Annotated in this window: 28 protein-coding genes; 15 read left to right on the plus strand and 13 right to left on the minus strand. The window is 65.6% G+C overall.

Going from position 1 to position 26,831, the window contains the following annotated elements; translation table 11 throughout:
• Positions 1-92: 92 nt before the first annotated feature.
• A complete protein-coding gene (gene ampC / locus KBW95_RS05835; RefSeq protein ID WP_211523167.1) occupies positions 93-1,253 on the plus strand; it encodes a class C beta-lactamase in 1,161 nt (386 codons plus the stop codon).
• Positions 1,250-2,158, plus strand: a complete 909-nt coding sequence (locus KBW95_RS05840; RefSeq protein ID WP_211527708.1) for an alpha/beta hydrolase — start codon at positions 1,250-1,252, stop codon at positions 2,156-2,158. Before ampC ends, KBW95_RS05840 begins: the two co-directional genes overlap by 4 nt.
• An 18-nt stretch (positions 2,159-2,176) precedes the next feature.
• On the opposite strand, the gene KBW95_RS05845 is transcribed toward KBW95_RS05840, so the two are convergent.
• From KBW95_RS05845 to KBW95_RS05865, 5 genes are all read right to left on the minus strand, one after another.
• Positions 2,177-3,535: a diguanylate cyclase gene (locus tag KBW95_RS05845; protein WP_211523165.1), complete on the minus strand. Its 1,359-nt coding sequence runs from the start codon at positions 3,533-3,535 to the stop codon at positions 2,177-2,179.
• Between the two features lie 219 nt (positions 3,536-3,754).
• Positions 3,755-4,948, minus strand: a complete 1,194-nt coding sequence (locus tag KBW95_RS05850; RefSeq protein ID WP_211527171.1) for a PLP-dependent aminotransferase family protein — start codon at positions 4,946-4,948, stop codon at positions 3,755-3,757.
• A gap of 148 nt (positions 4,949-5,096) precedes the next feature.
• Positions 5,097-5,558: a RidA family protein gene (locus tag KBW95_RS05855; RefSeq protein WP_211527172.1), complete on the minus strand. Its 462-nt coding sequence runs from the start codon at positions 5,556-5,558 to the stop codon at positions 5,097-5,099.
• 172 nt (positions 5,559-5,730) lie between these two features.
• Positions 5,731-6,741: a threonine dehydratase gene (locus tag KBW95_RS05860; protein ID WP_211527709.1), complete on the minus strand. Its 1,011-nt coding sequence runs from the start codon at positions 6,739-6,741 to the stop codon at positions 5,731-5,733.
• A gap of 24 nt (positions 6,742-6,765) precedes the next feature.
• The gene (locus KBW95_RS05865; RefSeq protein WP_229429570.1) at positions 6,766-7,680 is read right to left on the minus strand and encodes a DMT family transporter; all 915 of its coding nucleotides are present in this window, start codon (positions 7,678-7,680) and stop codon (positions 6,766-6,768) included.
• Positions 7,681-7,782: 102 nt separating this feature from the next.
• Here KBW95_RS05865 and KBW95_RS05870 point away from each other — a divergent pair, with 102 nt between their 5' ends.
• Both KBW95_RS05870 and htpG read left to right on the plus strand, forming a co-directional pair.
• The gene (locus KBW95_RS05870; protein ID WP_211527710.1) at positions 7,783-9,207 is read left to right on the plus strand and encodes a PLP-dependent aminotransferase family protein; all 1,425 of its coding nucleotides are present in this window, start codon (positions 7,783-7,785) and stop codon (positions 9,205-9,207) included.
• 170 nt (positions 9,208-9,377) lie between these two features.
• Entirely contained in the window at positions 9,378-11,297 is a 1,920-nt protein-coding gene (htpG, locus tag KBW95_RS05875) for a molecular chaperone HtpG (RefSeq protein WP_211525781.1), read from the plus strand.
• A gap of 111 nt (positions 11,298-11,408) precedes the next feature.
• Here htpG and KBW95_RS05880 read toward each other — a convergent pair whose 3' ends face one another.
• The 8 genes from KBW95_RS05880 to kynB form a co-directional block, all read right to left on the minus strand.
• Positions 11,409-11,807 carry a GFA family protein gene (locus tag KBW95_RS05880; protein ID WP_211525782.1) on the minus strand — a complete coding sequence of 133 codons (399 nt, stop codon included), beginning with the start codon at positions 11,805-11,807 and terminating at the stop codon, positions 11,409-11,411.
• Positions 11,804-12,331 carry a GNAT family N-acetyltransferase gene (locus KBW95_RS05885; protein WP_211525783.1) on the minus strand — a complete coding sequence of 176 codons (528 nt, stop codon included), beginning with the start codon at positions 12,329-12,331 and terminating at the stop codon, positions 11,804-11,806. Before KBW95_RS05885 ends, KBW95_RS05880 begins: the two co-directional genes overlap by 4 nt.
• A 13-nt stretch (positions 12,332-12,344) precedes the next feature.
• A complete protein-coding gene (locus KBW95_RS05890; RefSeq protein WP_211525784.1) occupies positions 12,345-12,734 on the minus strand; it encodes a hypothetical protein in 390 nt (129 codons plus the stop codon).
• Positions 12,735-12,741: 7 nt separating this feature from the next.
• Positions 12,742-13,287: an alpha/beta hydrolase gene (locus tag KBW95_RS05895; protein ID WP_211525785.1), complete on the minus strand. Its 546-nt coding sequence runs from the start codon at positions 13,285-13,287 to the stop codon at positions 12,742-12,744.
• A 20-nt stretch (positions 13,288-13,307) separates the two neighbouring features.
• Positions 13,308-14,429, minus strand: coding sequence for an acyltransferase (locus tag KBW95_RS05900; protein WP_211527711.1), 1,122 nt, complete (start codon positions 14,427-14,429; stop codon positions 13,308-13,310).
• Positions 14,430-14,527: 98 nt separating this feature from the next.
• Entirely contained in the window at positions 14,528-15,373 is an 846-nt protein-coding gene (gene kynA, locus KBW95_RS05905) for a tryptophan 2,3-dioxygenase (protein ID WP_211527712.1), read from the minus strand.
• Positions 15,374-15,383: 10 nt separating this feature from the next.
• On the minus strand, positions 15,384-16,637 hold the full coding sequence (gene kynU / locus KBW95_RS05910; RefSeq protein ID WP_211527713.1) for a kynureninase: 1,254 nt from the start codon (positions 16,635-16,637) through the stop codon (positions 15,384-15,386).
• Positions 16,634-17,281, minus strand: a complete 648-nt coding sequence (gene kynB / locus KBW95_RS05915) for an arylformamidase (RefSeq protein ID WP_211525789.1) — start codon at positions 17,279-17,281, stop codon at positions 16,634-16,636. The genes kynU and kynB overlap by 4 nt, the downstream gene beginning before the upstream one ends.
• A gap of 583 nt (positions 17,282-17,864) precedes the next feature.
• Here kynB and flhD point away from each other — a divergent pair.
• From flhD to cheD, 11 genes are all read left to right on the plus strand, one after another.
• Positions 17,865-18,182, plus strand: a complete 318-nt coding sequence (gene flhD, locus KBW95_RS05920) for a flagellar transcriptional regulator FlhD (RefSeq protein ID WP_078030895.1) — start codon at positions 17,865-17,867, stop codon at positions 18,180-18,182.
• 51 nt (positions 18,183-18,233) lie between these two features.
• Positions 18,234-18,782, plus strand: coding sequence for a flagellar transcriptional regulator FlhC (gene flhC, locus KBW95_RS05925; protein ID WP_211525790.1), 549 nt, complete (start codon positions 18,234-18,236; stop codon positions 18,780-18,782).
• 9 nt (positions 18,783-18,791) lie between these two features.
• On the plus strand, positions 18,792-19,550 hold the full coding sequence (locus tag KBW95_RS05930; protein ID WP_211527714.1) for a class I SAM-dependent methyltransferase: 759 nt from the start codon (positions 18,792-18,794) through the stop codon (positions 19,548-19,550).
• A 145-nt stretch (positions 19,551-19,695) separates the two neighbouring features.
• Complete coding sequence (gene motA, locus KBW95_RS05935; RefSeq protein ID WP_211525792.1) at positions 19,696-20,550, plus strand: flagellar motor stator protein MotA; 855 nt, start codon at positions 19,696-19,698, stop codon at positions 20,548-20,550.
• A 47-nt stretch (positions 20,551-20,597) separates the two neighbouring features.
• The gene (motB, locus tag KBW95_RS05940; protein ID WP_211525793.1) at positions 20,598-21,530 is read left to right on the plus strand and encodes a flagellar motor protein MotB; all 933 of its coding nucleotides are present in this window, start codon (positions 20,598-20,600) and stop codon (positions 21,528-21,530) included.
• Between the two features lie 24 nt (positions 21,531-21,554).
• On the plus strand, positions 21,555-22,103 hold the full coding sequence (locus KBW95_RS05945; protein ID WP_211525794.1) for a chemotaxis protein: 549 nt from the start codon (positions 21,555-21,557) through the stop codon (positions 22,101-22,103).
• Between the two features lie 69 nt (positions 22,104-22,172).
• Positions 22,173-22,538, plus strand: coding sequence for a response regulator (locus KBW95_RS05950; protein ID WP_211525795.1), 366 nt, complete (start codon positions 22,173-22,175; stop codon positions 22,536-22,538).
• Between the two features lie 38 nt (positions 22,539-22,576).
• Positions 22,577-24,745, plus strand: a complete 2,169-nt coding sequence (gene cheA, locus KBW95_RS05955) for a chemotaxis protein CheA (protein ID WP_211525796.1) — start codon at positions 22,577-22,579, stop codon at positions 24,743-24,745.
• Positions 24,746-24,772: 27 nt separating this feature from the next.
• Positions 24,773-25,276: a chemotaxis protein CheW gene (locus tag KBW95_RS05960; RefSeq protein WP_211525797.1), complete on the plus strand. Its 504-nt coding sequence runs from the start codon at positions 24,773-24,775 to the stop codon at positions 25,274-25,276.
• An 81-nt stretch (positions 25,277-25,357) separates the two neighbouring features.
• A complete protein-coding gene (locus tag KBW95_RS05965) occupies positions 25,358-26,212 on the plus strand; it encodes a CheR family methyltransferase (RefSeq protein WP_373888758.1) in 855 nt (284 codons plus the stop codon).
• A 20-nt stretch (positions 26,213-26,232) separates the two neighbouring features.
• The gene (gene cheD, locus KBW95_RS05970) at positions 26,233-26,826 is read left to right on the plus strand and encodes a chemoreceptor glutamine deamidase CheD (RefSeq protein ID WP_211525799.1); all 594 of its coding nucleotides are present in this window, start codon (positions 26,233-26,235) and stop codon (positions 26,824-26,826) included.
• Positions 26,827-26,831 lie beyond the last annotated feature (5 nt).

Genomic DNA, 26,831 nt, shown 5'->3' on the forward strand with positions numbered 1-26,831 from the left:
AATCCCGCGCGCCTGGGACGGCTGCGCTGTTCGCCTTCCGGGGCTCTCCCTATACTTTTTGGGTCAACCACCAACGGGAGAATTCCTTGCGCATGAAGTTCGCATCCCTGTCACGCATGGCGCTCGCCTGGGCCTGCCTCTTGCCATTTGCCGCTCATGCGGCCGACGATGCGGCCGTCCGCGCCGCCGCGGACCGGGCGATCCGTCCGCTGATGGACGAATACGGCGTGCCGGGCGTAGCGGTCGGCGTGACCGTCGACGGCCGCACCCTGTTCTTCAATTACGGCCTGGCCTCGAAGGAGGAGGGCAAGCCGGTCACGGAACATACTCTCTTCGAACTCGGTTCGATCAGCAAGACCTTCGCGGCGACGCTCGCGCTCTACGCCCAGGCCCAGGGCAGGCTGTCGCTCGGCGATCATCCCGGGAAGTACCTTGCCCAGCTCAAGGGCAGCGCCATCGACAAGGCCACGCTGCTCCATCTCGGCACCTACACGGCGGGCGGCCTGCCTTTGCAGTTCCCCGACGGGATAGCCGGCGAGCGCGGCATGCTGGGCTGGTTCGGCGCCTGGAAACCCGACGCGGCGCCGGGCATGCAGCGCCGCTATTCCAATCCCAGCATCGGCCTGCTCGGCCATGCGACGGCGGCCGCATTGGGTGTGGACTTCGGCGAAGCGGCCGACCGGCAGCTGTTCCCGGCGCTCGGCCTGAGCGAGACCTTTGCGCAGGTGCCGCAGCAGGCCATGGGCCGCTACGCCTGGGGCTACGACCAGCACAACGCGCCGGTCCGTGTCAGGCGCGATGTCGCCGACGTCCAGGCCTATGGCATCAAGTCGACTGCCGCCGACATGATCCGTTACCTGCAGGCGAACATCGAGCCCGCGCGCCTGGCGGGACCGGCGCGTCGTGCGGTAGAAGGAACCCAGCTCGGCTACTACCAGGTCGGCGAGATGGCGCAGGGGCTGGGATGGGAGCAGTACCGTCCGCCCGTGACGCTGGAGCGCCTGCTGGCCGGGAACGCCGCCGGCATCGTCTTCGAGCCGAATCCGGCCACGCCGCTGGCGCCGCAGGCCGCGCCGCCCGGCACCCTGTTCAACAAGACCGGATCGACCAGGGGCTTCGGCGCCTACGCGGCCTTCGCGCCGAGCCACAAGGTCGGCATCGTCATCCTGGCCAACAAGAACCTCCCGATCCCGGCCAGGATCAAGGCGGCCCAGGCGGTGCTGGCCGTGCTTGTGCCGGAGGCCGTGCAATGAGGATCGCGAAGCCCCTCGCCGCCTACCTGCTGCTTGCCCTGTGCGCCCTGGATGGCGCCGCCGCTGCCCCCGCACCGGCCGGCTACGCCCTCGAGAATACCGAAGTGCGCGACATCCGTGCTCAGGCCCTGCGGCGCGATTACCAGCTCTATGTCGCCTTGCCCGACTCCTACAAGGACGGCGCCAGGCGCTATCCGGTGCTGTTCGTGGCCGACGCCAACTATGCGTTTCCGGTGGTGCGCAACATCGCCCAGCGCCTGCACAAGCATGCCGGCATGGAGGAGGTGATCGTGGTCGGCCTGTCGTATGCGAAGGGCGACAACGGCATGCACAGCCGGCGGCGCGACTACACGCCCAGCGTCCCGCGCAAGCAGTCCTACAGCCCGGTCATGCCCGGCCGTCCGCCGGAATTCGGCCAGGCGGCGGCCTATGGCAAGTTCCTGACCACGGAAGTGCTGCCGCTGGTCGCGCGCCACTATCGGGCCGACATGCGGCGCAAGGTCTTCGTCGGCCATTCCTACGGCAGCCTGCTGGGCCTGGAGATGCTGCTGGGCGAGCCGCGCAGCTTCGATCACTACATCCTCGGCAGTCCGTCGCTGTGGTTCGATGCGGGAGTGATGTTCGAGCGCGAGAAGGCCTACGCGGCCCGCCACAAGGACCTGCCGGCCTCGGTGTTCTTCGGCATCGGCGGGCTGGAACGGCTGGCGCCGGGGAAGCAGCGCTCGCGCAGCGAGGAAGACGCGGACATGGTCGAAGACCTGCGCGAGTTCGACGCTGTGCTCAGGACGCACCGCTATCCGAACCTGAAGACGCAGTTGCGCGTGTTCCACGAAGAGGACCATGCGAGCGTGTTCCCATCCGTGCTGACCCACGGCCTGCGCAGCTACCTCAGCTCGTCGAAGTAAGCGGGTGGCGATGCCGCCTCAGTGCGCGACCGCTTCGCGCACCGTATCCCAGGCCGCGCCCGCGCACACCGACACCACCCGGTTGCGGCCGGCCGACTTGGCCTCGTACATGGCGCGGTCGGCGGCGATGAAGAAGGAACGCAGGTCGTCGAACAGGGTCGGGACGATGGTCGCCACGCCCACGCTCACCGTCACCATCTCGGAGGTGGTGGAACGCGGGTTGGGGATCGCCAGGCGTTCGACGTGGGCGCGGATGGCTTCGGCCAGGCCGGCCGCGCCGTCGCCGGCGGTTTCCGCCAGCAGCACCACGAATTCCTCGCCGCCGTAGCGCGCCGCCAGGTCTGTGGGGCGCACCGCGTGCTCCTGCAGGACCTCGGCCACCATCTGCAGGCACTGGTCGCCGGCCGCGTGGCCCAGGCTGTCGTTGTAGCCCTTGAAGTGGTCGACGTCGAGCACGATCAGCGACAGCGGCTGGCCGCTGCGGATCGCGCGATGCCATTCCTTTTCCAGGGCGCTGTCGAAGTGGCGGCGGTTGGCGATGCGGGTCAGCGGATCGACCAGCGCCGCGCGCTGCAGCGCCGTTTCGGACTGCTTGTGGTGGGTGATGTCGTGCAGCAGGGCGACGTACAAGGGCTCGGTGCCGGCCATCGGCGTCAGGCTCAGGTCCATGGCCTTCAGCGCGCCGTCGCGCTGGCGCACCACCACTTCGCGTGTGCCGCGGCAGCGGGCGGCGAGTTCGGGATCGTCGCGGTCGGCGAAATAGGCCGCGTAGTATTCGTCGGAAGGCTCGGCCAGCAAGTCGGCCAGCGCCATGCCCGCCAGTTCCCTGATCGACCAGGCCGCGAAGCGCTCGCTGGCCGGGTTGGCGTAGACGATGCGGCCGTCGCCGTTCACCAGCATCAGGCCTTCCTCCATGCCGTCCAGGATCATCTGGAGGCGGTCGGTCTGCTGCTGCTGGCTCACGCTGTTGCTGCGGAAGCGCAGGTGAGCGCTGACGCGGGCGCAGACTTCGGCCAGGCGCACCGGTTTCGAGATGTAGTCGACCGCGCCCGTATCGAAGCCGGCCACGATGTCCTCGGTCTCGCCGCAGGCGCTGATGAAGATGACGGGAATGTGGGCGGTGTCCGGCTGGCGCTTGAGGCGGCGGCAGATCTCCAGGCCGTCGAGATCGGGCAGGATCACGTCGAGCAGGATCAGGTCGGGCTGGACGCGGGCCGCGATATCGAGGGCGCGCTTGCCGGTATTGGCGACGAAGGTCTGGTAACCCTGCTGGCGCATGATCTCCTGCAGCAGCCCGAGGCTGTCAGGGGCGTCATCGACGATCAGGATCGCGGACTGGCGCACGGGCGCGGAGAACGCGAGGGCAGGGGGAATCATGAGAGTGCTGGTCAAAACGGCATGGGCGACCAGACGATCATACAACTAAAATGAATCCGTGAGGCAACTTTTATTGCCGGTTATTCACGGGCAATGTTTAGTTATAGGCGGGTGTGTTGCGAGTCTGCCACTTCAGTTGCAGATTTGCTACTCCAGGCAGGAGCGGCGGGATGCCGCGGCCGATGGCGGCGCCAAAGCGCCGCCATCGGCCGGGAAGAATTACATCAGATCGGAGATCAGCTTGCCCAGGATGGCAATGCCTTCACGGATGCGTTCCGGCGGCACGGTCACGAAGGACAGGCGCAGGGTGTTGGTTTCCGGCTCGTTGGCGTAGAAGGGCGCGCCCGGCACGAAGGCCACGCGTGCGGCCAGCGACTGGTCGAGCAGCTTCATGGCGTCGATGTGCTTCGGCAGGGTCACCCAGATGAACATGCCGCCTTCGGGCTTGGTCCAGGTCACGCCGCTCGGGAAATGTTCACGCATCGCGTCCAGCATCACCTGGCACTGGTCGCCGTACAGCTTGCGGATGGTCGGGATGTGCTGGTCCAGGAAGCCGTCCTTGACCACTTCGTGCACGACCATCTGGGTCAGCTGGGCGGTGTGGAGGTCGGCGGCCTGCTTGGCCAGCTCGAGGCGGCGCACCAGCGGCAGCGGGGCGCACACGTAGCCGAGGCGGATGCCCGGGGTCAGGACTTTGGAGAAGGAGCCCATGTAGATCACGCCGTCCGGGTTCATCGCCACCATCTTCGGCGACGGCGCTCCCTTGTAGCTCAGGGCGCCGTAGGGATCGTCCTCGATCAGCGGCAGGCCCAGGCGGGCGCAGGTTTCCACCAGTTCCAGGCGGCGCTCGACCGACAGGCTGCGGCCGGTCGGGTTCTGGAAGTTCGGCAGCGAGTACAGCAGGCGCGCGCCTTTGGCGACGGCGTCGATCGACGAAGGCACCAGGCCGTGTTCGTCGGTGTCGACCGATTTGAATTCAGGACGGTAGACCGAGAAGGCCTGGAGCGCGCCCAGGTAGCTCGGGGTTTCCACCAGCACGCGGCTGCCTTCGTCGATCAGGACCTTGCCCAGCAGGTCGAGCGCCTGCTGCGAGCCCGAGGTCATGAGGATCTGTTCCGGCAGGATCCTGGAACCTTCCGTCGACAGCGAATTGGCAATCCATTCCCGCAGCGGGCCGTAGCCGTCGGTCGGGCCATACTGCAGCGCGACCTTGCCGTTATCGCTCAGCACCTTGTCGTAGGCGGTCTTCATGACCTCGACCGGGAAGGTGGCGGGCGACGGCAGGCCACCGGCGAAGGAGATGATCTCCGGACGCTGGGTGATCTTCAGGATCTCGCGGATGAACGAGCTTTGCAGCTGTTGCGCGCGTTCCGAGAACTGCCACTGGATGGGATTGGGATTTTCAATTTTCATTACTGTCTCACATGCTTGCAGGAAGGGAGGGGACGCCGAGTCCCGCGTGGGGTACCGGGCCATTATAAAGCACGCCGGATAGGCGGCTTCGTCAAGGCCGGGCCGGGTAGGCCCAGCCCATCATCAGGTTACTGCAACAGCTCGATCTTCAGGCGACTTCGACGATCATTTCGATTTCGACGCAGGTGCCGCGCGGCAGCGAGGCCACGCCGAAGGCCGAGCGCGCGTGCTTGCCGGCATCGCCGAACAGCTCGCCCAGCAGTTCCGAGCAGCCGTTGGTGACCAGGTGCTGCTCGTTGTATTCCGGGGTCGAGGCCACCAGGCTCATGACCTTGACGATGCGCTTCACGCGGCCCAGGTCGCCGCCCACGGCTTCCTGCAGGGTGCCGATCAGGTCGATCGCGACCGAGCGCGCCGCCGCCTGGCCGTCCGCGGTGGTCTTGTCCTTGCCCAGGATGCCGGTGTTCGGGCTGCCGTCGGCGTTCTTGGCGATGTGGCCCGAGATGAATACCAGGTTACCGGTCTGCACGTACATGACGTAGGCGGCAGCCGGGGTCGCCGGGGCCTGCAGGGTGATGTTCAGTTCTTTGAGTTTGTCGTAGACGGACATGCTATTTCCAGGTTGCGGTGGGTGAAGGCGATATTGTACGTCGTGACACGGGTGCTGGGTATTTTGCTAGCGTTATCAATCGTTTAACGAAGTCGCGCCGGATTTGTAATCACCGGCATTTAACAACGTCTTCCCCGCGAAGGCGGGGACCCAAGTTTGCTCGCACGGCGATTCACGTAGAACTTGGACCCCCGCCTTCGCGGGGGCGACGGAGGGGCGCGGAGAGTAGCTCTGAGAAGAGCGGCGCGTCGACATTCGCGCCAGTCAGCGGGATGCCAACGCGGGCAACGCCAGCCAGCCTTCCTTCCCGCTTCATCCGCATCGCCCCCGCCAGCGCCGCCGCCCCGGCCCCTTCCGCCACGTTATGCGTGCAGGCATACATCACCCGCATCGCCTCCGCCACCTCCTCGTCGCTCACCGCGATCACATCCTCCGCATACCGCAGCACCACCTCCAGCGACGCCGCATCCGGCGCCCGGCACGCCATCCCATCCGCCAGCACCGTGCTCACCGGCGCCTCGACCGCCTTCCCGGCCTGCCACGACAGCAGGTAGGCCGGCGCGTGCGCCGACACCACCCCCACGATCCGGGTCCGCAGCCCGAGCGCCTCGCGCGCCGCCACCGCCGCCGCGAAACCCGATCCCTGCCCGATCGGCGCCAGCACCAGGTCGAGCTCCGGCTGCGCGCGGAACAGCTCCAGCCAGTAGCTGGCCACGCCCGCCACCAGGTCCGGATGGTAGGAGGGCACCATGTGCAGCCGTTCGCGGTCCGCCAGCGCGTACGCGAATTCGCGGCTCTCCTGGAAATCCTTCCCGTGCTCGATCAGCCGCGCCCCCAGCGCCCGCATGGCCGCATTCTTCTCGCGGCTGTTCCCGTGCGGGACCACGACCGTCGCTTCGAGCCCGTTCCGGCGCGCCGCGAAGGCGATCGACTGCCCATGGTTGCCGCGCGTGGCCGCCACCACCCCGCGCAGCCCAGGCTCGCGGCGCAGCAGGCGTTCCATGTACACCACGCCGCCGCGCAGCTTGAAGGCGCCGGCCGGGCCGTGGTTCTCGTGCTTGACCCAGGTTTCCAGGCCGAGCGCCTCGTCGAGCAAGGGCCAGCGGTACTGCGGCGTCGGCGGCATGGCGGTGTAGACGGTGCGGGCGGCGTTCTCGAGGTCGGCCAGGTCGGGCAGCATCATGGGAGATCCCTTCTATATAGTGGATTAGTGGCGAACCTGCATGCGGCGCGCCGCGAACACGACGCCGACCACGGCCAGCGCGAACAGGCAATTGACGAGGGTGAGCGCTTCGCCGAGCAGGACGGCGGCGCCGATCAGGCTCAGGAAAGGCTGCAGCAGCTGCACCTGGCCCACCCGCGCCACCCCGCCCAGCGCCAGGCCACGGTACCAGAAGAAGAAGCCGGTGAAGGTCGAGCCGAAGGTCACGTAGCCGAACGCGGTCCAGGCATGGAACCCGACCTGGCCGAGTTGGGCGAGCTGGGGCGCGCACAGCCAGGCCACCAGCGGCAGCAGGACCGGCACCGACAGCAGCAGCGCCCAGCAGATGACTTCCGGCCCGCCCATGCTGCGCGCCAGGCGTCCGCCTTCGGCGTAGCCCATCGCCGCCAGCGGCACCGCGGCCAGCACCAGCAGGTCGGCCAGGTGCAGCGAGCCGCCGCCCTGGGCGAGCGCGAAGGCGATCACCAGCCCCGCGCCGGACAGGGCCATCACCCAGAAGCCCTGCGACGGGCGCTCGTAGCCGCGCAGCGCGGCGTAGAGGGCGGTGGCGAGCGGCAGCACGCCGACCAGCAGCGCGCCGTGCGAGGCGGGCAGGGTGCGCAGGGCCAGCGAAGTCAGGAGCGGAAAACCGACGATGCAGCCGGCGACGACCAGCGCCAGCGGCCACCACGCGGCGCGCGGCGGCGCCGGCACGCGCTTCCACGCCAGCCAGGCGCCCGCCAGCACCGCCGCGCCCAGCGCGCGCCCCAGCGCGACAAAGACCGGATTGAGCTCGGCCACCGCCATGCGCGTAAAGGGAATCGTCAGGCTGAAGATCGCGACACCAGCCAGGCCGAGCAGCATGCCGCGGGTCTCGTCGAAAGCGATGGGTCTGGCTGGACAGGTGGTGGCGGTGTTCATGAAATTCCTTGCAGTCTGGCTAACGGTAGGTCTATGCTATCCCGGCAAACCAGTACAGTCCCAGTACACTTGCGCACATACTTTTTGCACTGTGATGGCGAAATGACCAATACGCACCTACCCATGCTGCTGAGCCGTGAATCCGGCGAAGCGCTGGCCGACCAGATCGTCCGCTCGGTGGCCGCGCGCATCGACGAGCGCCTGCTGCGCCCCGGCGCACGCATGCCCTCGATCCGCCAGTTCGCCACGGCCCACGGCGTGTCGGCCTTCACCGTGGTGGCCGGCTACGACCGCCTGGTGGCCCAGGGCTACCTGGAATCGCGCCGCGGCGCGGGCTTCTTCGTGCGCGAGCGCGCGGTGGCCGAACAGCGCACACCCGCGCCGACGCCGGCCCGGGAGCGGGCGCCGGCGACGCTGGACGTGGCCTGGCTGATCCGCAGCATGTTCCGGCAAGCGCCGCTGCACCTGTCGCCCGGCGCCGGCGTGCTGCCCAGCGACTGGCTGGACGGCGCGGCGGTGGCCAACGCCTTGCGCGCGCTGAGCCGGCAGAACAGCAGCTCGCTCATGAACTACGGCGCGCCGCAGGGCTTCCTGCCGCTGCGCCAGCAGCTCCAGCTCAAGCTGGCCGAAATCGAGATCGAGGCCAGCCCGGAGCAGCTGGTGATGACGCTCGGCGTGACCCAGGCGCTGGACCTGGTGGCGCGCGAGTTCTGCCAGCCGGGCGACACGGTGCTGGTCGACGACCCGGCCTGGTTCCTGATGTTCGGCTCCTTCGCGGCGATGGGCCTGAAGGTGGTGGGCGTGCGGCGCCTGGCCGACGGCCCGGACATCGCCCAGCTGGCCCAGCTGGCCGAGCTGCACAAGCCGCGCCTGTTTGTCCTCAACTCCGTGCTGCACAATCCCAGTTCCACTTCGCTGTCGGCGGCCAAGGCCTTCCAGGTGCTGCGCCTGGCTGAGCAGCACGGCTTCACGGTGGTCGAGGACGACATCTACAGCGACCTGCACCCGGGCGGCGCCACGCGCCTGGCCGCGCTCGACCAGCTGCAGCACGTGATCTACCTGGGCGGCTTTTCCAAGTCGATGGCGGCCAACCTGCGCGTCGGCTACATCGCCACCTCGAGCGAGCGCGCCCAGCGCCTGGCCGACCGCAAGATGCTGGCCACGCTCACCACCAGCGACATCGGCGAGCGGGTCGTGTACAAGGTCCTGTCCGAAGGCCACTACCGCAAGCACCTGGACCGCATCCGCACCCGGCTCGACGCGGTGCGCCCGCGCGCCCTGCGGCGCCTGGAACAGCTGGGCATGCGGCCCGATCCCGCGCCGGCCGCCGGCATGTTCGTGTGGGTCGACGCCGGCCGCGACACCAACCTGCTGGCCGCCCAGGCAATGCAGGAAGACCTGCTGCTGGCGCCCGGCAGCCTGTTCTCGCCGAACCAGTTGCCGTCCACCTACATGCGCCTGAACGTGGCGACCTTGCAGGAGGAGGGCGTGTGGGCCTTCTTCGAAAAGGCCATGAAGCAGGCATGAAACATTTGCCGGTTTGCTTTCGGTGCCGAAATTCCTTTTGCGCAGGAAGCTATTGTGCAAATTTTGTTAGTCCGTCAACAATTTCATGTTGCCGGCCCTTGAAATTCTTACCCTTCGCCCAATATGCGCTCGGTCTGAATCAACCCTGACCACCATTCACGAGGAACAAGATGGCTGTCGCCGAAAAAGAAACCCTTGGCTTTCAAGCAGAAGTAAAGCAACTGCTGCAACTGATGATTCACTCCTTGTATTCGAACAAGGAGATCTTCCTACGCGAACTCATTTCGAACGCATCCGACGCGGCCGACAAGCTGCGCTTCGAGGCGATCAACAACGACGCCCTGTACGGCAACGACCACGAACTGAAGATCAAGGTCCTGTTCGACAAGGACGCGAAGACCATCACCATCTCGGACAACGGCATCGGCATGAGCCGCGAAGAGGTGATCTCGCACCTGGGCACCATCGCCAAGTCGGGCACGAAGGAATTCTTCAGCAAGCTGTCAGGGGACCAGCAGCTTGATGCGGCCCTGATCGGCCAGTTCGGCGTGGGCTTCTATTCGGCCTTCATCGTGGCCGAGAAGGTGATCGTCCACACCCGCCGCGCCGGCGCCTTCGCATCGGAAGGCGTGCGCTGGGAGTCGACCGGCGAGGGCGACTACAGCGTCGAGCCGATCGAGAAGGTCAACCGCGGCACCGACATCATCCTGCACCTGCGCGCCGGCGAGGAAGACCTGCTGTCCGCATGGAAGCTCAAGTCCATCATCCGCAAGTACTCGGACCACATCTCGCTGCCGATCGTGATGCAGAAGGAAGAGTGGGACGAGGAGAAGAAGCAGACCGTCCTGAAGGACGAGTTCGAGACCGTCAACCAGGCCAGCGCGCTGTGGGCGCGCAGCAAGGCGGACATCACCAAGGAACAGTACGACGAGTTCTACAAGCACATCTCGCACGACTTCCAGGAGCCGCTGACCTACACCCACAACCGCGTCGAGGGCCGCAGCGAATACACCCAGCTGCTGTACGTGCCGAGCCACGCGCCGTTCGACCTGTGGGACCGCAACAAGCGCGGCGGCATCAAGCTGTACGTGAAGCGCGTCTTCATCATGGACGACGCCGAGCAGCTGATGCCGACCTACCTGCGCTTCATCAAGGGCGTGATCGACTCGGCGGACCTGCCGCTGAACGTCTCGCGCGAGATCCTGCAGGAGTCGCGCGACGTGCGCGTGATCCGCGAGGGCTCGACCAAGCGGGTGCTGGGCATGCTGGAAGAACTGGCGAACGCGGATGAGCAGGAAACCAAGGACAAGTACGTCACCTTCTGGAAGGAATTCGGCCAGGTGCTGAAGGAAGGCATCGGCGAGGACGCGACCAACAAGGACCGCATCGCCAAGCTGCTGCGCTTCGCCTCGACCGCGAACGAGTCGGATGAGCAGACCGTGTCTTTCGAAGACTACGCCAAGCGCATGAAGGAAGGCCAGGACAAGATCTACTACGTCACCGCCGACAACTACACCGCCGCGAAGAACAGCCCGCACCTGGAGATCTTCCGCAAGAAGGGCGTGGAAGTGCTGCTCATGACCGACCGCGTGGACGAGTGGATGCTGTCCTTCCTGAACGAGTTCGACGGCAAGGAGCTGGTGTCGGTCGCCAAGGGCGGCCTGGACCTGGGCGCGCTGGAAGACGAAGCGGAGAAGCAGGAACACGCCGAGACCGAGACCCAGTACAAGGAACTGGTCGAGAAGATGAAGGGCGCGCTGGGCGACAAGGCCAAGGACGTGCGCGTGACCTTCCGCCTGACCGATTCGCCGGCCTGCCTGGTGGCGGACGAAAACGAACTGTCGGGCAACCTGCTGCGCATGCTGAAGGCGGCCGGGCAGAATGCGCCGGAATCCAAGCCTATCCTCGAGATCAATCCGAATCACCCGCTGGTGATGCGCTTGAAGTACGAGGACGCGGCGGGGCAGCGCTTCGGCGACTGGTCGCATATCCTGTTCGACCAGGCGATGCTGGCGGAGGGCGGCAGCCTGACCGATCCGGCGTCGTTCGTGAAGCGCTTGAACGAGATGCTGCTGGCGACGACCAAGTAATTGGTGGTCAGCGGAGTGAAAGGCCGGGGCAGCGATGCTCCGGCTTTTTTATTGGTGTGCACCTAAACTTGGCCGGAACCTAAGTTCACATGAACACCAACAACCCGCCTCTCAAAGATGCCGCGTCTCTTGCGGCGGCGTCACCCAGTTGTCGTTGCGCCCGTCGAACACGCGCAGCGGCGCCGCCATCAGGTCCTCCACCGGCATGTCGTCCAGGCTGTTCACGGTAACGGCCACGAAAGGCCCCAGCGCGCTGGATTCTCCGGTCGAAAACAGATTGATGCCGCATTCGCCGCAGAAGTTGTGACCGTCGCGGCGCAGGTGGAAGCGGTATTCGCGCAGCGCTTCCCGGCCTTGCAGCAGGCGGAAGTGCGCGGCCGGCAGCTGCACCGCCCAGAAGCGCATCTTGGTACAGATGCTGCAGTTGCACTTGATAGTTCCGCGCGCCAGGTCGAAATCCGCCTCGTAGCGCACCGCGCCGCAATGGCAGCTGCCGTGATAGGTCTTCATGCCGCGCCTTGCCGCCAGCCGGCGCGGTCGATCTGGTAGACCGAGACCTCGCGCTCGTGCCAGGTCTCCACGCCCTTGTAGCGCATCCCGAGCTTCTGCATCACGCGCGCGGACGCGGCGTTCTCCGGATCGCAGACCGCGCACAGCAGCGGCGCGTCCAGCTCCTCGAAGGCGAAGCGCGCCATGCGCCGCGCAGCCTCGATCGCGTAGCCCTTGCCCCACTGGTCCTGGCGCAGGCGCCAGCCGATTTCGTGCGGGTTGGCGGGATCGTGCCCCAGGTTCTGGATGCAGCCGGCGCCCACCAGTTCGCCCGTCTCGCGGTCGAGGAAGCTCCACCACGAATAGCCGAACCGCTGCCAGCGCCCCTGCACGCGCTCGATCACGGCGCGGGTCTCCTCGGGCGTCTCGGCCGCTCCGGTGATGTAGCGCATCACGACCGGATCGCTGTTCAGCGTCCTCAGGCCTTCGTAATGGGCGGCGTTCATCGGCTCCAGCCGCAGCCGTTCGGTGGTCAAGACGGTCATTGCATCCTTTCGTTCATCTGCGCCACAGGCCCCAGCAGCGGCGCGGTTCCCTGATCGCGTCCCCAAGCACGTTGTACGCCGCGGCCACGCCGCACAGGACGAGGGTCATGCCCATCACCAGCGAGAAGGGCATGTGCATCCAGCGTCCGACGAAGGAAGCGAAGCCGAAAGGGCAGAGCATCAGCACGCTTCCAACGAAGAAGTAGAGATCGCGCTTCCAGGTGGTGGCCATCGTCACCTGTCCCCACAGCAGGACGGCGAACGGCGTAGCCAGCAACAGCGACACGACGACGCTGCCGGCCAGGTGCGCGCGCACGTTTTCCAGCGAGAGGTTGAACGCGACAGCGTACAAGAACACTCCCGCCACCGGCAGGTCACCCAGGCGCAGGGAGCACGGGCGCATGCGCGGACTACTGCGACACCTGGTCGCAGAACCCGGTCAGCAGCCGCTCGCCTTCCGGCCAGGCGCCGTGTCCGGATTCGGTGTTGACGTGTCCCGCCTTGCCGATGTCGACCAAGCGGCTGCCCCAGGCGCCGGCAAGCGCGCGCGAGCGCTCGGGCGTGGCGTAGGGATCGTCGCTGCTGGCCAGCACCATGCTGGGGAAGGGCAGCGGCTCCATGGGAACCGGCGCGAAGCCGTTCGGATCGACAGGATAGGAGGACGCTTCGACATCGCTCGGCGCCACCAGGAAGGCGCCGGCCACCTTGAGCGGCGAGCCGCAGCGCGCCCAGTGCGCCACCAGGATGCAGCCCAGGCTGTGGGCGACCAGGATGGGTGCGCCCTTGCAGGCGGCGACCGCGGCGTCGAGCTCGGCCACCCACTCGTCCTTTTCCGGATTGGTCCAGTCGCGGTGCTCCGCGCGCAGCCATTGCGGATAGCGCTCGCGCCACAGCGATTGCCAGTGGCGCGGACCGGAATTCCACAGGCCGGGCACGATCAGTACGTCACACTTCATCTTCCCTCCAGCGAGAAAAATCATTCGAGCCGGCCGCCGCTGGGCGCCACCTTGCCGCCCGCAAGCTGGAACAGCCGCTCGAAAGGCGCGCGGAAGCTGTCCTTGCGCTGCTCGGTCAGCATCCCCAGCACCCAGGTCGCCACGGCCACCGCCACGGCCGCCGCGATCCAGTCGGCCGGGCTGGCGGCATGGTGCGGATACAGCGCGGGCCAGGCGGCCAGCACCAGCGCATGCGACAGGTAGAGCGTGAAGGTGTACGACGCCAGCCGGCGGATCGGCCTTGCCATTCTTATCATAACCTCGAATCCGGCATGGCGTGCGCAGGCGAAGTTGAGGCAGACAATCACGGCGACCGCATAGTCGGCCAGGAAGCGGTCCGCATTCCCGAGCGGGAAGGCTTGGGCGAGCGTCCAGGAGCGGCCGATCAGGCGCAGCTGCAGTTCGGCATTGCTCAGCTCATAGGCCGCCAGCAACGCGATGCTGAGCACCCAGCCGATGCGTGCGAGCGTGCGCGGCATGGTGTGCCGCGCCTGCCAGTGGTAGAGCAGCACGCCGCTCAGCCACACCGGCAGCAGCAGCCACAGCTTGATGCCCATGATGGCCAGCACCAGCGCGCCCACGGCCAGGCGCGCCGCGCCGCGCATGTAGGACACGACGCCGAACAGGACGTAATACCAGGCTTCGTAATTCAGCGACCACCAGGGCGCAAGCAATGGCGGCACTTCGGACAGGGTCCACACGTCGCCCAGGAACAGCAGGTGGAAAGGAATGTACAGGTAGGGCCTGGTCAGCCGGTAATCTTGCGACAGGTCCATGCCGCCCGCGCCGTGCTGCAGGGCGGCGGCCGCGAAGGCCAGCAGCAGTACCGGCAGCGCCACCGAGTACAGGCGCGCGCAGCGGGCGACCACGTAGTCGCGCGCGGTCGGGCGGCGCTGGTGGGTGGTATAGGCAATGACGAAGCCGGACAGCACGAAGAAGGCGACCACCGCTTCGCGCCCCAGCATGGTCAGCTGTCCGGCCCACGGCGCCTTCAGGATCCCGAGCTGGGCGAAATGCATCGCCACCACGGCCAGCGCCGCGAGAAAGCGGACCAGGTCGAGGTAGATCGAGAATGCGCGGTCGAGGGAAGGGGCGGCGCCCATGGCGATGTGATTGGTTGCAACAATCTCATCATAGTAGAGCCGTTGGCGGCTTGGCGCAACGCAGAGCGCCGCGCCAAGGCGTCATAGAAAACGCGACTTTACAGCTCGGTGCGCAGGGCGAACAGCTCAGGGAACAGCACCACGTCGAGCATCTTGCGCAGATAGCTCACGCCCGCCGTGCCGCCGGTGCCGGTCTTGAAGCCGATGATGCGCTCCACCGTGCTCACGTGACGGAAGCGCCAGAAGCGGAAGGCGGTCTCCATGTCCACCAGCTTTTCGGCCAGCTCGTACAGCGCCCAGTGGTGCTCGGTGTCCTTGTAGACTTCCAGCCAGGCGGCCTTGACGCTGTCGTTCATGCGGGTCGGCTCGGCCCAGTCGCCGTTGAGGCGATCTGCATCGATCTTCAGGCCGCTGCGCGCCAGCAGCATCACCGCTTCGTCGTACAGCGAAGGCGCATGCAGCTCGCGCTCCAGCAGCGCGTGGGCTTCCGGCGACTTCTCGTGCACCGCGAGGAGATTGCGGTTCTTGTTCCCCAGGATAAACTCGAGTTCCCGGTACTGGAAGGACTGGAAGCCCGAGGATGCGCCCAGGTAGGGGCGGATCGCCGTGTATTCGGGCGGCGTCATGGTGGCCAGCACGTCCCAGGCATGCACCAGCTGGTCCATGATGCGCGCCACCCGGGCCAGCATCTTGAAGGCCGGCGGCAGGTTGTCTTCCCTGATGTGGCGGCGCACGGCCTGCAGCTCGTGCAGCATCAGCTTGATCCACAGCTCGCTGGTCTGGTGCTGGACGATGAACAGCATCTCGTTGTGGTTGGGCGAGAGCGGGTGCTGGGCCGTCAGGATCTGGCCCAGGCCCAGGTAGTCGCCGTAGCTCATGGACTCCTTGAAGTCCATCTTGGCGCCGTGCCACTCGGCGCCGGCTGGTTTGGTCTTGTCGTTCATGCGTGTGTTCTCAGGTGACGGCGCTGCGCTCGGCGGCAATATCGTAGGAGGCCTGGTCCAGGATGGTGTTCAGGATCTCCACCGCGTCCCAGACGTCGGCGAAGCTGGTGTACAGCGGCGTGAAGCCGAAGCGCATGATGTGCGGTTCGCGGTAGTCGCCGATCACGCCGCGCGCGATCAGCGCCGCCATCACTGCGTAGCCGTGCGGATGGGTGAAGCTCACCTGGCTGCCGCGGCGCGCGTGCTCGCGCGGCGTCACGAGTTCGAGCGGATGGGCGGCGCAGCGGCTTTCCACCAGTTCGATGAACAGGTCGGTCAGGGCCAGCGACTTGGCGCGCAGTGCGTCCATGCTCGTGGCTTCGAAGATCTCCAGGCCGCATTCGACCATGGCCAGCGAGACTACCGGCTGAGTACCGCACAGGGCGCGGCCGATGCCTTCGCAAGGCGAGAAAGCCGGCGCCATCGCGAAGGGCCGGGCGTGGCCCCACCAGCCCGAGAGCGGATGGTTGAACCGGGCCTGGTGGCGCTGCGGCACCCAGATGAAGGCCGGGGCGCCCGGACCGCCGTTCAGGTATTTATAGGTGCAGCCGACCGCGAAGTCGGCTTGCGCCGCGTGCAGGTCGAGCGGGACGGCGCCGGCCGAGTGGGCCAGGTCCCAGACCACCAGCGCGCCCTGCGCATGGGCGTGGCGGGTCAGGGCCGCCATGTCGTGCTGGTAGCCGGTGCGGTAGTTCACGTGGGTGAGCATCAGGACCGCGCAGTCGCCGTCCACGGCCGCCGGGATTTCGTCGACGCTGTCGACCAGGCGCACGGTGTAGCCGCGCTCCAGCCAGTTGGCCAGCCCTTCGGCCATATAGATATCGGTCGGGAAGTTGCTGCGCTCGGTGACGATGACGCGGCGCTGCGCTGTCTCGCCTTGCGCCTGGAGGTGCAGGGCTGCGGCCAGGGCCTTGAACAGGTTCAGCGAGGTGGTGTCGGTGACCGCCACTTCGCCGGCGCGGGCGCCGATGAGCGGAGCAAGGCGGTCGCCCAGGCGCTTGGGCATGTCGAACCAGCCGGCGGTGTTCCAGCTCTTGATCAGGTCGACGCCCCATTCCTGGGCCACGACCTGCTGGGCGCGCGCCAGTGCGGCCTTGGGGCGGGCGCCGAGCGAGTTCCCGTCCAGATAGATGACGCCGGGCGGCAGCTCGAAGCGTTCGCGCAGGGAGGCCAGCGGGTCGGCCGCATCGCGGGCCAGGCAATCGGCGCGGGTAAGTTGGGTCATACGGATTCCTTCGGGGGGAGGGCGCGCAGGATGGCGCGCACGGGGCTGGCATCCATGCCGGCGAATTTCAGGGGCAGGGCGATCAGCTCGTAGTCGCCCTCGGGGACCTCGTCCAGCACCACGCCCTCCAGGATAGCCATGCGGTTCGCGCGCACGGCGTGGTGGGCGTCGAGGGTCTTGGAGTCTTGCGGGTCGAGCGAGGCGGCGTCGGTGCCGACCAGGACCACGCCGCGGCTGGCGAGCAGCTCGATGGCGGCCGGGGTGATGGCGGCGAAGCCGGGGTCCCACTCGGTCTGGGGAGCGCGCGCGTAAGTACGCAGCAGCACGCGCGGCGGCACGCCGTCCAGGCGGCCGGCCAGGTCGGCCGCGTCCACGGCGCGGGCGCCGATGCAGTGGATCACGCGGCAGGGGCCGAGGTAGGGCGCCAGGCCGACCTGGTCGATGCTGGCGCCTTCCGGATCGTAGTGGGAAGGGGCATCGGTATGCGCGCCCAGGTGAGTGCTCATGGTCATGCGGCTGACGTGGACCGGGCAGCCGTTCCCGATCTGCCAGGTGGGGCCGGCCTCGAATGGCGTGTCGCCGGGCCAGACCGGGATGCCGGCCGAGATCGTCGGGCTGATATCCCAGAGTTGCGGAGCTTCCATGCGTACCCTCGTGGAAAAGATTGAAGCTTCAAGTAAATGCCTAGCCTCGCAGTGTAGCAAGTTCCGGCCCCGGCCGCCGGGCTCGATGCCGTTTTGCCAACACTTTTATGCAAGCAAAAAAAATCAAAAATTTTTTGTGCCGGCCCCTAAAGTTCCCGGAAAGCCGTCCGATAACGATCTCAGATAGGCAGCAATGGGTCGAAAAAAAATTTTCAAAACACCCTAAAGTTCCTTCCCGATGCGCCGATAACGATATGGAAGGGACAACAAAGGGCGAAAAAATTTTCAAAACAAGCCTAAAGTTTCCCTAAAGCCTGACGATAACGTGTCAGGGATGCGACAGATCAAGTCTGACGCGACTCACAATTCAGGGTGTTTTCCAGCACCGTCTCCATCCCCTTCTTCATAGGGGAATCAGAGTGATTCGGAAGGGTTTGTCAGACAAACTCCTACGGGTCATGTCCGTCGTTCGCGGACGAAAAATACAGCGTTTCTCCGATTTCTAAAAAGTTGCCCCACGGCGAGAATCTATCTCAACGGCAACACACAAGTCGCCGGTTCAACGAACGAACGGAGAGAGAAAATGACTGCGAACGACATGATGGCTGAAATTCGTGATGCTAACCTGAGCTACCTGATGCTGGCCCAGCAGATGATCCGCGCCGACAAGGTCACCGCAATCTTCCGTCTCGGCATCTCGGCCGACATCGCCGACCTGATCGAAGGCATGAGCAACGCCCAGATCCTGAAACTGGCAGGCGGCAATATGATGCTGGCCCGCTTCCGCTTCGACGACACCGCCATCCTGGGCATGCTGACCAGCCACACCAAGGAGCGCAGCCTGGCCCAGTCGCACGCCGCCATCCTGATGGCCGGCCAGCCGGTCGAAGAGATCGTATAATCCGCAGTACGGCCTGTCGAGGCCGGTTGTTGAACAGGCCGCGGAGCAGTCATGAGCAAAAAAAGCGTCGTATCGGAAGCCCAGGAAATCCAGCTGGCGATCGAGCTGATCAACCTCGGCGCCCGGCTCCAGCTGCTCGAGACCGAAGTCTCCCTGTCGCGCGAACGCCTGCTCAAGCTGTACAAGGAACTCAAGGGTGTCTCTCCACCCAAGGGCATGCTGCCGTTCTCCACGGACTGGTTCCTGACCTGGCAACCGAATATCCATTCCTCGCTCTTCATCAATATCCATAACTTCCTGGTCGAACATGCCGGCGCTACCGGCATCCAGGCGGTGATGAAGGCCTACAAGCTCTACCTCGAACAAATGCCGCCCGAACCGGGCGAAGAGCCGCTGCTGTCGCTGACCCGCGCCTGGACCCTGGTGCGCTTCTTCCAGAGCGGCATGCTGGTGCTCGTGCCTTGCAGTAAATGCAAGGGCAAGTTCATCGTCAATTCCCTGGACCTGAACGCCGATTACCAGTGCGGTCTGTGCCATATGCCTTCGCGTGCGGGCAAGACCCGCAAGGCCAAGGATGCGGCGAATTCGCAGCAGGCCTGATCCGGCTGCGTGAACCGCATCCTGCGCGCGCCGGCGGCCCAGGCGCTTCTTCTCCAGGTTGCCGCTTTCCCGCCGACCCTGGCCGCCGTCTACCTGCTTGCGCGCGCCGGATTCAAGCCTGACTATCTCCACGCCGCCCTGATCCAGGGCTTGTTCGCCGCCGGCCTGACCTGGTGGCGCGGCCTGGCCAGCTGGTGGCGGGCGATCCAGTTCGCTTTTCCCCTGGCGCTGCTCGGCGCCGGCCGCCTGGCCATCCCGCCCGGTGTCTTCCTGGGCCTCTTCCTCTTTCTATTACTGCTGTACTGGTCGACCTACCGCACCCAGGTGCCGTATTACCCGTCCGGCCGCAAGGTCTGGGATGCCGTGGCCCAAGCGCTGCCGCAGGGCAGGGCGGTCAGGGTGATCGATATCGGCAGCGGCCTGGGTGGCCTGGTGCTGGACCTGCAGCGCCGCCGGCCGGAATCGCGCTTCGAGGGCATCGAGCTGGCGCCCTTGCCCTGGCTGGCCAGCCTGCTGCGCGCGAAACTGGCCCGCAGCCCGGCCCGTTTTATCCGCGGCGACTACGAGCAGCTGGATTTCGGCGCTTACGACGCCGTATTCGCCTACCTGTCTCCCGCCGCCATGCCGGCCCTGTGGAACAAGGCCGCGCGCGAGATGCGGCCCGGCTCTGTACTTTTTAGTTACGAATTCGTCATCGCCGACCGTCCACCGAGCCGTATTGTCACTCCGTACAGAGAGGGGCCGAAGCTCTACCAATGGGACTTTTAGGCGACAAAGCACAGTGAAATAGGGCTGTTTTACTTGCCCGTAGGCCATTCTCAAGCTATTGTAGTTCCCTAGGTAAATATTTTCTTAAATCACTGTTTTTGATGTGTGGGAATGGTGATTTAGGCATTTTCGGAGTGGAATTCCCTTGCTAGTCATTATTGGTTACATCGTCGTCTGCGCTTCCGTGTTCGGCGGCTTCGCCCTGAGTGGCGGCCACCTGGCATCGCTGTTCCAGCCGCTCGAGCTGCTGATGATCGGCGGCGCCGCGGTCGGCGCATTCTTTGTCGGTAACAATGGCAAGTCGATCAAGGCCACGATGAAGGCCTTCCCGACCATCTTCAAGGGTTCCCACTACACCAAGGACATGTACATGGAGCTGATGGCGCTCCTGTTCGACGTGCTGTCCAAGGTCCGCAAGGAAGGCCTGATGTCGATCGAAGGCGACATCGAGCAGCCGGAAGCCTCGCCCCTGTTCTCGAAATACCCGGCGGTGCTGGCCGACCACCATATCGTGGAATTCATGACCGACTACCTGCGCCTGATGGTGTCGGGCAACATGGACGCCTTCCAGATCGAAAACCTGATGGACAACGAGATCGAGACCCACCACCACGAAGGCGCGGTCCCGGCCCACGTGATCGCCAAGCTGGGCGACGGCCTGCCGGCCTTCGGTATCGTGGCGGCGGTGATGGGCGTGGTGCACACCATGGAATCGGTGGGCATTCCGCCGGCCGAGCTGGGCATCCTGATCGCGAAAGCGCTGGTCGGTACCTTCCTGGGTATTCTGCTGGCCTATGGCTTCGTCGGTCCGCTGGCGAGCGTGCTGGAACAGAAGCTGGAAGAGTCGACCAAGATGTTCCAGTGCGTGAAGGTCACCCTGCTGGCCAGCCTGAACGGCTACGCCCCGGCCCTGGCCGTCGAATTCGGCCGCAAGGTGCTGTACTCGACCGAGCGCCCGAGCTTCGCCGAACTCGAAGAGCACATCAAGAAGAAGAAGTAAGCGCACGATGGCTCAGCATTCCAATCACATGAACGCGGGAGGTGCGCATGGCTGACGACGGCATGCGCCCCATCGTCGTCAAGCGCATCAAGAAGGTGGCCGGCGGCCACCACGGCGGTGCGTGGAAGATCGCGTACGCCGACTTCGTGACCGCGATGATGGCCTTCTTCCTGCTCATGTGGCTGCTGGGCTCCACTTCGAAGGGCGACCTGGAAGGCATCTCGGAATTCTTCAAGAATCCGCTCAAGGTGGCGATGCAGGGCGGCTCGGGTTCGGGCGACTCCTCGTCCGTGATCAAGGGCGGCGGCACCGACCTGACCCGCCGCAACGGCCAGGTCAAGAAGGGCGACATCGACCCGACCTCGAAGACCTACGACCTGCAGGCCGCCAAGGCCGCGCTCGAGCGCCAGGAAGCCGTGCGCCTGGAGTCGCTGAAGGCCAAGATCGAATCGATCATCGAGGTCAACCCGCTGCTCAAGAAGTACAAGAACCAGCTGCTGCTCGACATCACCAGCGAAGGCTTGCGCATCCAGATCGTGGACGAGAAGAACCGTCCCATGTTCGCGCTGGCCAAGGCCGAGCTGCAGCCCTACACCCGCGAGATCCTGCACGTGATCGGCATGGTGCTCAACGAGGTGCCCAACAAGGTCGGCCTGTCGGGCCATACCGACTCGACCCCGTATTACAGCGAGGCGGGCTACAGCAACTGGGAATTGTCGGCCGACCGCGCCAACGCCTCGCGCCGCGAAATGGTGCAGGGCGGCCTGGGCGAAGACAAGGTGCTGCGCGTGGTGGGACTGGCATCGGCCGCCCATCTGGACCGCAAGGACCCGTTCAACCCGATCAACCGGCGCATCAGCATCATCGTGATGAACAAGCGCACTGAAGAAGCGGTCATGCGCGACGCGGCCACCCTCGAGGTGCCGGCGCAGGATGCCCAGACCGCGGCGGCCAGCACGGCAGCCGCTGTTGCCAAGTAGCCCGGCCAGGACTGGAGGACTAGAATGACAAGAAAAAAGATACTCGGATCGCACGTGAAGCGCCTGCTGTCGGGCGTGTCCGTCCACGGGCGCCGGCATCTGAACGAGGTCGAGACCGACCTGCTGCAGACCGAATTGCTGCTCGAGGAAGCCATCGACAAGCTGACCGGCAGCTTCATGGCCATCCACTCGGCCGTCGGTTCGCGCCAGGAGACGATCAACCGCCTGCTGGCGGGCGACACCCCGAGCCCGGAGGACAGCGAGAAGCTGTCCGCGATGTCGGGCGAGATCGGCCAGCACGTGAACTCGGCGATTACGAGCATGCAGTTCCAGGACATGACCAGCCAGCTGCTGGACCGCACGCTCAAGCGCGTCGCCGGCCTGCGCGATTTCCTCGGCACGCTCAGCGAACATGGCGCCGACATCGCACCGGAAACGGACAGCGAGGAAATCGTGGAACGGCTGGGCAAGGTCAGCATGGCGCTGGCCATCCAGTCGCTCGAGCTGCGCAGCATGCTGCGCAAGTCGGTCGAGCAGCGGCATCTCGAAAGCGGCGACATCGAACTGTTCTGAGTTCGGCGAACCCCTCAACCCATTATTTGAAGACCGGCGCAGTCCGGACATAAAACAGCAGGAGCAAAAATGGCAAAAACGATTCTCGCGGTCGACGATTCCAGTTCGCTGCGCCAGATGGTGGCCTTCAGCCTCAAGGCTGCCGGCTACAACGTGGTGGAAGCCGTCGACGGCCAGGATGGCCTCGACAAGGCGAAGCTGCAGGCCGTCGACCTGGTCCTCACCGACCAGAACATGCCGCGCATGGACGGCCTGGCGCTGATCAAGACCCTGCGCACCTTGCCGACCTACGCCAAGACGCCGATCCTGATGCTGACCACCGAATCGTCCGACGAGATGAAGGCCAAGGGCCGCGCCGCCGGCGCCAACGGCTGGCTGGTCAAGCCTTTCGATCCGCAGCGCCTGATCGAGGTGGTCAAGAAAGTGATCGGCTGATGCGCCTCGGCGCATCGCTTAACCGTCCGGACTGACATATGACCATCGACATCAGCCAGTTTTACCAGGTCTTTTTCGACGAAGCAGAGGAACTGCTCGCCGAAATGGAGCGGCTGCTGCTGGGCGTCGATGTTGCCGCGCCCGACGCGGAAGACCTGAATGCGATCTTCCGTACGGCCCACTCGGTCAAAGGCGGCGCCTCGACCTTCGGGCTGACCGACATGAGCGAAGTGACCCACGTGCTGGAGTCGCTGCTCGACCGCATCCGCAAGGGCGAGATGGCCCTGACCTCGAACCACGTGGACGCCTTCCTGGCCGCCAAGGACAGCCTCAAGATGCTGCTCGACGGCCACCGCCACGGCGCGGCCGTGGACCAGGAAGCGGTGGCCAACGTGCGCATGGTGCTGCACGACCTGGCCGAAGGCCTGGTGCCGCACGCGCCGGTGGTCGCGCCGTCCTTCCTGACCGCGGAGACCAAGGCGCACCACCCGACCGAGGGCGCGCACCGCTACAAGATCGAGTTGCCCGACGTGGCGCAGCGCGACGTCAACGCGCTGGTCGACGAGCTGGGCCTGATGGGCCGCGTCAAGGTGACGCCGCTCGACGGCGGGCGCAGCGCCATCATCATCACCACGCACGAGAGCCTGGACGACATCATCGCGATCTGCTCCTTCGTCCTCAACCCGGACGACCTCAAGATCTTCGAGGCGCCGGCCCTGACGCCGGAGCAGCGCGCCATCGAGGCCGCCGAGCGCAAGCGCATCGAGGACGGCCAGGGCTACGGCTTCTTCGACTTCGACGACGAGGCGGCGGGCGCCCAGCAGGAAGACGAGCTGTCCGACGACGAGCGCGGCTACGGTTTCTTCCAGCCGATCGAGCAGATCCGCGCGCAGGCCGGCATCGTGGCCGAGGCCGCGCCTGCGCCAGTCGCGCCGCAGCGCCCGGACCCGATCGAAGTATCGGAACTGGCGGCCGAGAAGAAGGCCGCCACCAGGAAGGATGCGCAGGGCGAATCCTCGTCGATCCGCGTCTCGGTCGAGAAGGTCGACCAGCTGATCAACCTGATCGGCGAGCTGGTGATCACCAACGCCATGCTCGAGCAGCGCAGCAGCAACCTGGATCCGATCGGGCACGAGCGCCTGATGTCCTCGATCAGCCAGCTGGGCCGCAACACCCGCGAGCTGCAGGAAGCCGTCATGTCGATCCGCATGATGCCGATGGACTTCGTGTTCTCGCGCTTCCCGCGCATGGTGCGCGACCTGGCCAGTAAGCTGGGCAAGAAGGTCGACTTCATCACCCATGGCGCCGCGACGGAACTGGACAAGGGCCTGATCGAGCGCATCGTCGATCCGCTCACCCACCTGGTGCGCAATTCCATCGACCACGGCATCGAAATGCCGGCGGCGCGTGTCGCCAGCGGCAAGTCGGAAGCAGGGCGCCTGTTCCTGTCGGCCGGCCACCAGGGCGGCAACATCGTGATCGAAGTGGCCGACGACGGCGGCGGCCTGAATCGCGAACGCATCCTGGCCAAGGCCGCCCAGAACGGGCTGGCCGTGTCCGAGAACATGAGCGACTCGGAAGTCTGGCAGCTGATCTTCGCGCCGGGCTTCTCGACCGCCGAGCAGGTGACCGACGTGTCGGGGCGCGGGGTCGGCATGGACGTCGTCAAGCGCAACATCACGCAAATGGGCGGCACGGTCGACATCCGCTCGGCGCGCGGCTTCGGCACCACGATCTCGATCTCGCTGCCGCTGACCCTCGCCATCCTGGACGGCATGTCGATCCGCTGCGGCGACGAGATCTACATCCTGCCGCTGTCCTTCGTGGTCGAGTCGCTCCAGCCTCTGCCTTCCGACGTGCGCGAGATCGCCGGCCGCGGCCGCGTGCTCAAGGTGCGCGGCGAATACCTGCCGCTGATCCCGCTGTACCAGATGTTCGGCGTCACTCCGCGCATCACCGATCCCTGCGAAGGCATCGTGGTGATCCTCGAGACCGAAGGCCGCAAGGCGGCCCTGTTCGTGGACGAACTGGTGGGCCAGCAGCAGGTGGTGGTGAAGAACCTGGAAGCGAATTACCGCAAGGTGGCGGGCATCTCCGGCGCCACCATCATGGGCGACGGCGGCGTCGCCCTGATTCTCGACGTTGCCGCGCTGGTGCGTTCTTCGCGCCAGCTGGCGGACGACCCCGTCGTTCTACAACAATCTTGACCCTGACTTGAAAAAAAGGACCTGAACATGTCTAACGTACAGACCAACAAACCGGCCGACGGGACCGCGCGCGACGGCGCAGGCAGCGAATTCCTGGCATTCAAGCTGGGCGCCGAGGAATACGGCATCGACATCCTGAAGGTGCAGGAAATCCGCGGCTACGAAGCCGTGACCCGCATCGCCAACGCCCCCGAATTCATCAAGGGCGTGATCAACCTGCGTGGCATCATCATCCCGGTGGTGGACATGCGCATCAAGTTCAAGCTGGGCACCCCGGTGTACGACCAGTTCACCGTGGTGATCATCCTGAACATCGGCGGCCGCATCATGGGCATGGTCGTGGACAGCGTGTCCGACGTGACCACCCTGACCCCGGACCAGGTCAAGCCGGCCCCGGAAATGGGCACCGCCTTCAATTCCGAGTACATGATCGGCCTGGGCACGGTGGACGAGCGCATGCTGATCCTGGTCGACATCGACAAGCTGATGTCGTCCAGCGAAATGGGCCTGATGGACAAGATCGCGGCCTAAGCAGGACAGCAAGGCACGGAGCACAACACCGGCCGTCCCGCCATGCGGGCAGGCCGGTCAACGAGACAAGAGGCAGGCAAAGTGCCGCAGCAAAAAGCAGACACCGTCAAGGAGTTCGATTTCACGCGCCGTGACTTCGAACGCGTGCGCGCGCTGATCTACCAGCGCGCGGGCATCTCGCTGGCCGACAGCAAGCAGGAGATGGTCTACAGCCGCCTGGCGCGGCGCCTGCGCGCGACCGGCATCCAGTCCTTCGGGCGCTACCTGGACGACCTGGAAGCGGGGCGCATGGCGTCCGAGTGGGAGTCGTTCACCAACGCGCTGACCACCAACCTGACCTCCTTCTTCCGCGAGGCCCACCACTTTCCGCTGCTGGCCGAGCACCTGCTGGCCTTGCACAAGCGCGAGCGCCGCACCCTGACCGTGTGGTGCTCGGCCGCCTCCACCGGCGAAGAACCGTATTCGATCGCGATGACGGCCTGCGAGGCCTTCAACACCCTGACGCCGCCGGTGCAGATCGTCGCCACCGACATCGACACCAACGTGCTGGCCACCGGCGCCAACGCGGTCTACCCGATGGAGCGCGTGGACAAGCTCGATACCGCGCGCCTGAAGCGCTTCTTCCTGAAAGGGAAGGGCGGCCACGAAGGCATGGCGCGCGTGCGCCCGGAGCTGCGCAACCTGGTCAGCTTCAAGCAGCTCAACCTGCTGGCCGACGGCTGGCCGGTGGAAGGGCCCTTCGATGCGATCTTCTGCCGCAACGTGATGATCTACTTCGACAAGGATACCCAGCGCAAGATCCTCAGCCGCTTCGTGCCGCTGATGAAGCGCGACGCGCTGCTGTTCGCCGGGCATTCCGAGAATTTCCTGTACGTGTCGGACTCGCTGCGCCTGCGCGGCAAGACCGTGTATGAGCTGGACCAACGGGGCGCCTGATCCCCACTAGGTGAATCACCATGAACAGCCAGTTCGCCACCAACGTCTATTACGACCGCACCTTCGACGTCGAAGCGGCCAAGATCCTGCCGGGCGAGTACTACTACACCGGCAAGAACATGCTGATCGTGACGGTGCTCGGCTCCTGCGTGTCGGCCTGCATCCGCGACCGGCTCACTGGCCTGGGCGGCATGAACCACTTCATGCTGCCGGACGGCGGCGACGCCTCCAGCCCGGTGTCGGCCTCGATGCGCTACGGGAGCTTCGCGATGGAGGTCCTGATCAACGACCTGCTCAAGGCGGGCGCGCGGCGCGAGCACCTGGAAGCCAAGGTGTTCGGCGGCGGCGCGGTGCTGCGCGGCTTCTCGGCCATGAACGTGGGCGAGCGCAACGCGGCCTTCGTGACCCAGTTCCTCAAGACCGAGCGCATTCCGGTGCTGGCCGAGGACCTGAACGACATCTACCCGCGCAAGGTGTATTTCTTCCCCAAGACCGGCAAGGTGCTGGTGAAGAAGCTGATGCAAACCCAAAACGATACGCTGGCGAAGCGCGAGCTCGATTACGCCAAGCGACTCAAGGTCGAGCCGGTCGGCGGCGACATCGATCTGTTTTGATCTGA

Source organism: Massilia sp. ZL223 (assembly GCF_018119395.1).
In the GTDB taxonomy this organism is placed as follows: domain Bacteria; phylum Pseudomonadota; class Gammaproteobacteria; order Burkholderiales; family Burkholderiaceae_D; genus Telluria.

What these genes read in the sequence shown, in the direction of transcription:
- ampC (WP_211523167.1), top strand. Translation starts at nt 93, where the DNA reads ATGAAGTTCGCATCCCTGTCACGCATGGCGCTCGCCTGGGCCTGCCTC.
- KBW95_RS05840 (WP_211527708.1), top strand. Translation starts at nt 1,250, where the DNA reads ATGAGGATCGCGAAGCCCCTCGCCGCCTACCTGCTGCTTGCCCTGTGC.
- KBW95_RS05845 (WP_211523165.1), bottom strand. Translation starts at nt 3,535, where the DNA reads ATGATTCCCCCTGCCCTCGCGTTCTCCGCGCCCGTGCGCCAGTCCGCG.
- KBW95_RS05850 (WP_211527171.1), bottom strand. Translation starts at nt 4,948, where the DNA reads ATGAAAATTGAAAATCCCAATCCCATCCAGTGGCAGTTCTCGGAACGC.
- KBW95_RS05855 (WP_211527172.1), bottom strand. Translation starts at nt 5,558, where the DNA reads ATGTCCGTCTACGACAAACTCAAAGAACTGAACATCACCCTGCAGGCC.
- KBW95_RS05860 (WP_211527709.1), bottom strand. Translation starts at nt 6,741, where the DNA reads ATGATGCTGCCCGACCTGGCCGACCTCGAGAACGCCGCCCGCACCGTC.
- KBW95_RS05865 (WP_229429570.1), bottom strand. Translation starts at nt 7,680, where the DNA reads ATGAACACCGCCACCACCTGTCCAGCCAGACCCATCGCTTTCGACGAG.
- KBW95_RS05870 (WP_211527710.1), top strand. Translation starts at nt 7,783, where the DNA reads ATGACCAATACGCACCTACCCATGCTGCTGAGCCGTGAATCCGGCGAA.
- htpG (WP_211525781.1), top strand. Translation starts at nt 9,378, where the DNA reads ATGGCTGTCGCCGAAAAAGAAACCCTTGGCTTTCAAGCAGAAGTAAAG.
- KBW95_RS05880 (WP_211525782.1), bottom strand. Translation starts at nt 11,807, where the DNA reads ATGAAGACCTATCACGGCAGCTGCCATTGCGGCGCGGTGCGCTACGAG.
- KBW95_RS05885 (WP_211525783.1), bottom strand. Translation starts at nt 12,331, where the DNA reads ATGACCGTCTTGACCACCGAACGGCTGCGGCTGGAGCCGATGAACGCC.
- KBW95_RS05890 (WP_211525784.1), bottom strand. Translation starts at nt 12,734, where the DNA reads ATGCGCCCGTGCTCCCTGCGCCTGGGTGACCTGCCGGTGGCGGGAGTG.
- KBW95_RS05895 (WP_211525785.1), bottom strand. Translation starts at nt 13,287, where the DNA reads ATGAAGTGTGACGTACTGATCGTGCCCGGCCTGTGGAATTCCGGTCCG.
- KBW95_RS05900 (WP_211527711.1), bottom strand. Translation starts at nt 14,429, where the DNA reads ATGGGCGCCGCCCCTTCCCTCGACCGCGCATTCTCGATCTACCTCGAC.
- kynA (WP_211527712.1), bottom strand. Translation starts at nt 15,373, where the DNA reads ATGAACGACAAGACCAAACCAGCCGGCGCCGAGTGGCACGGCGCCAAG.
- kynU (WP_211527713.1), bottom strand. Translation starts at nt 16,637, where the DNA reads ATGACCCAACTTACCCGCGCCGATTGCCTGGCCCGCGATGCGGCCGAC.
- kynB (WP_211525789.1), bottom strand. Translation starts at nt 17,281, where the DNA reads ATGGAAGCTCCGCAACTCTGGGATATCAGCCCGACGATCTCGGCCGGC.
- flhD (WP_078030895.1), top strand. Translation starts at nt 17,865, where the DNA reads ATGACTGCGAACGACATGATGGCTGAAATTCGTGATGCTAACCTGAGC.
- flhC (WP_211525790.1), top strand. Translation starts at nt 18,234, where the DNA reads ATGAGCAAAAAAAGCGTCGTATCGGAAGCCCAGGAAATCCAGCTGGCG.
- motB (WP_211525793.1), top strand. Translation starts at nt 20,598, where the DNA reads ATGGCTGACGACGGCATGCGCCCCATCGTCGTCAAGCGCATCAAGAAG.
- KBW95_RS05945 (WP_211525794.1), top strand. Translation starts at nt 21,555, where the DNA reads ATGACAAGAAAAAAGATACTCGGATCGCACGTGAAGCGCCTGCTGTCG.
- KBW95_RS05950 (WP_211525795.1), top strand. Translation starts at nt 22,173, where the DNA reads ATGGCAAAAACGATTCTCGCGGTCGACGATTCCAGTTCGCTGCGCCAG.
- cheA (WP_211525796.1), top strand. Translation starts at nt 22,577, where the DNA reads ATGACCATCGACATCAGCCAGTTTTACCAGGTCTTTTTCGACGAAGCA.
- KBW95_RS05960 (WP_211525797.1), top strand. Translation starts at nt 24,773, where the DNA reads ATGTCTAACGTACAGACCAACAAACCGGCCGACGGGACCGCGCGCGAC.
- cheD (WP_211525799.1), top strand. Translation starts at nt 26,233, where the DNA reads ATGAACAGCCAGTTCGCCACCAACGTCTATTACGACCGCACCTTCGAC.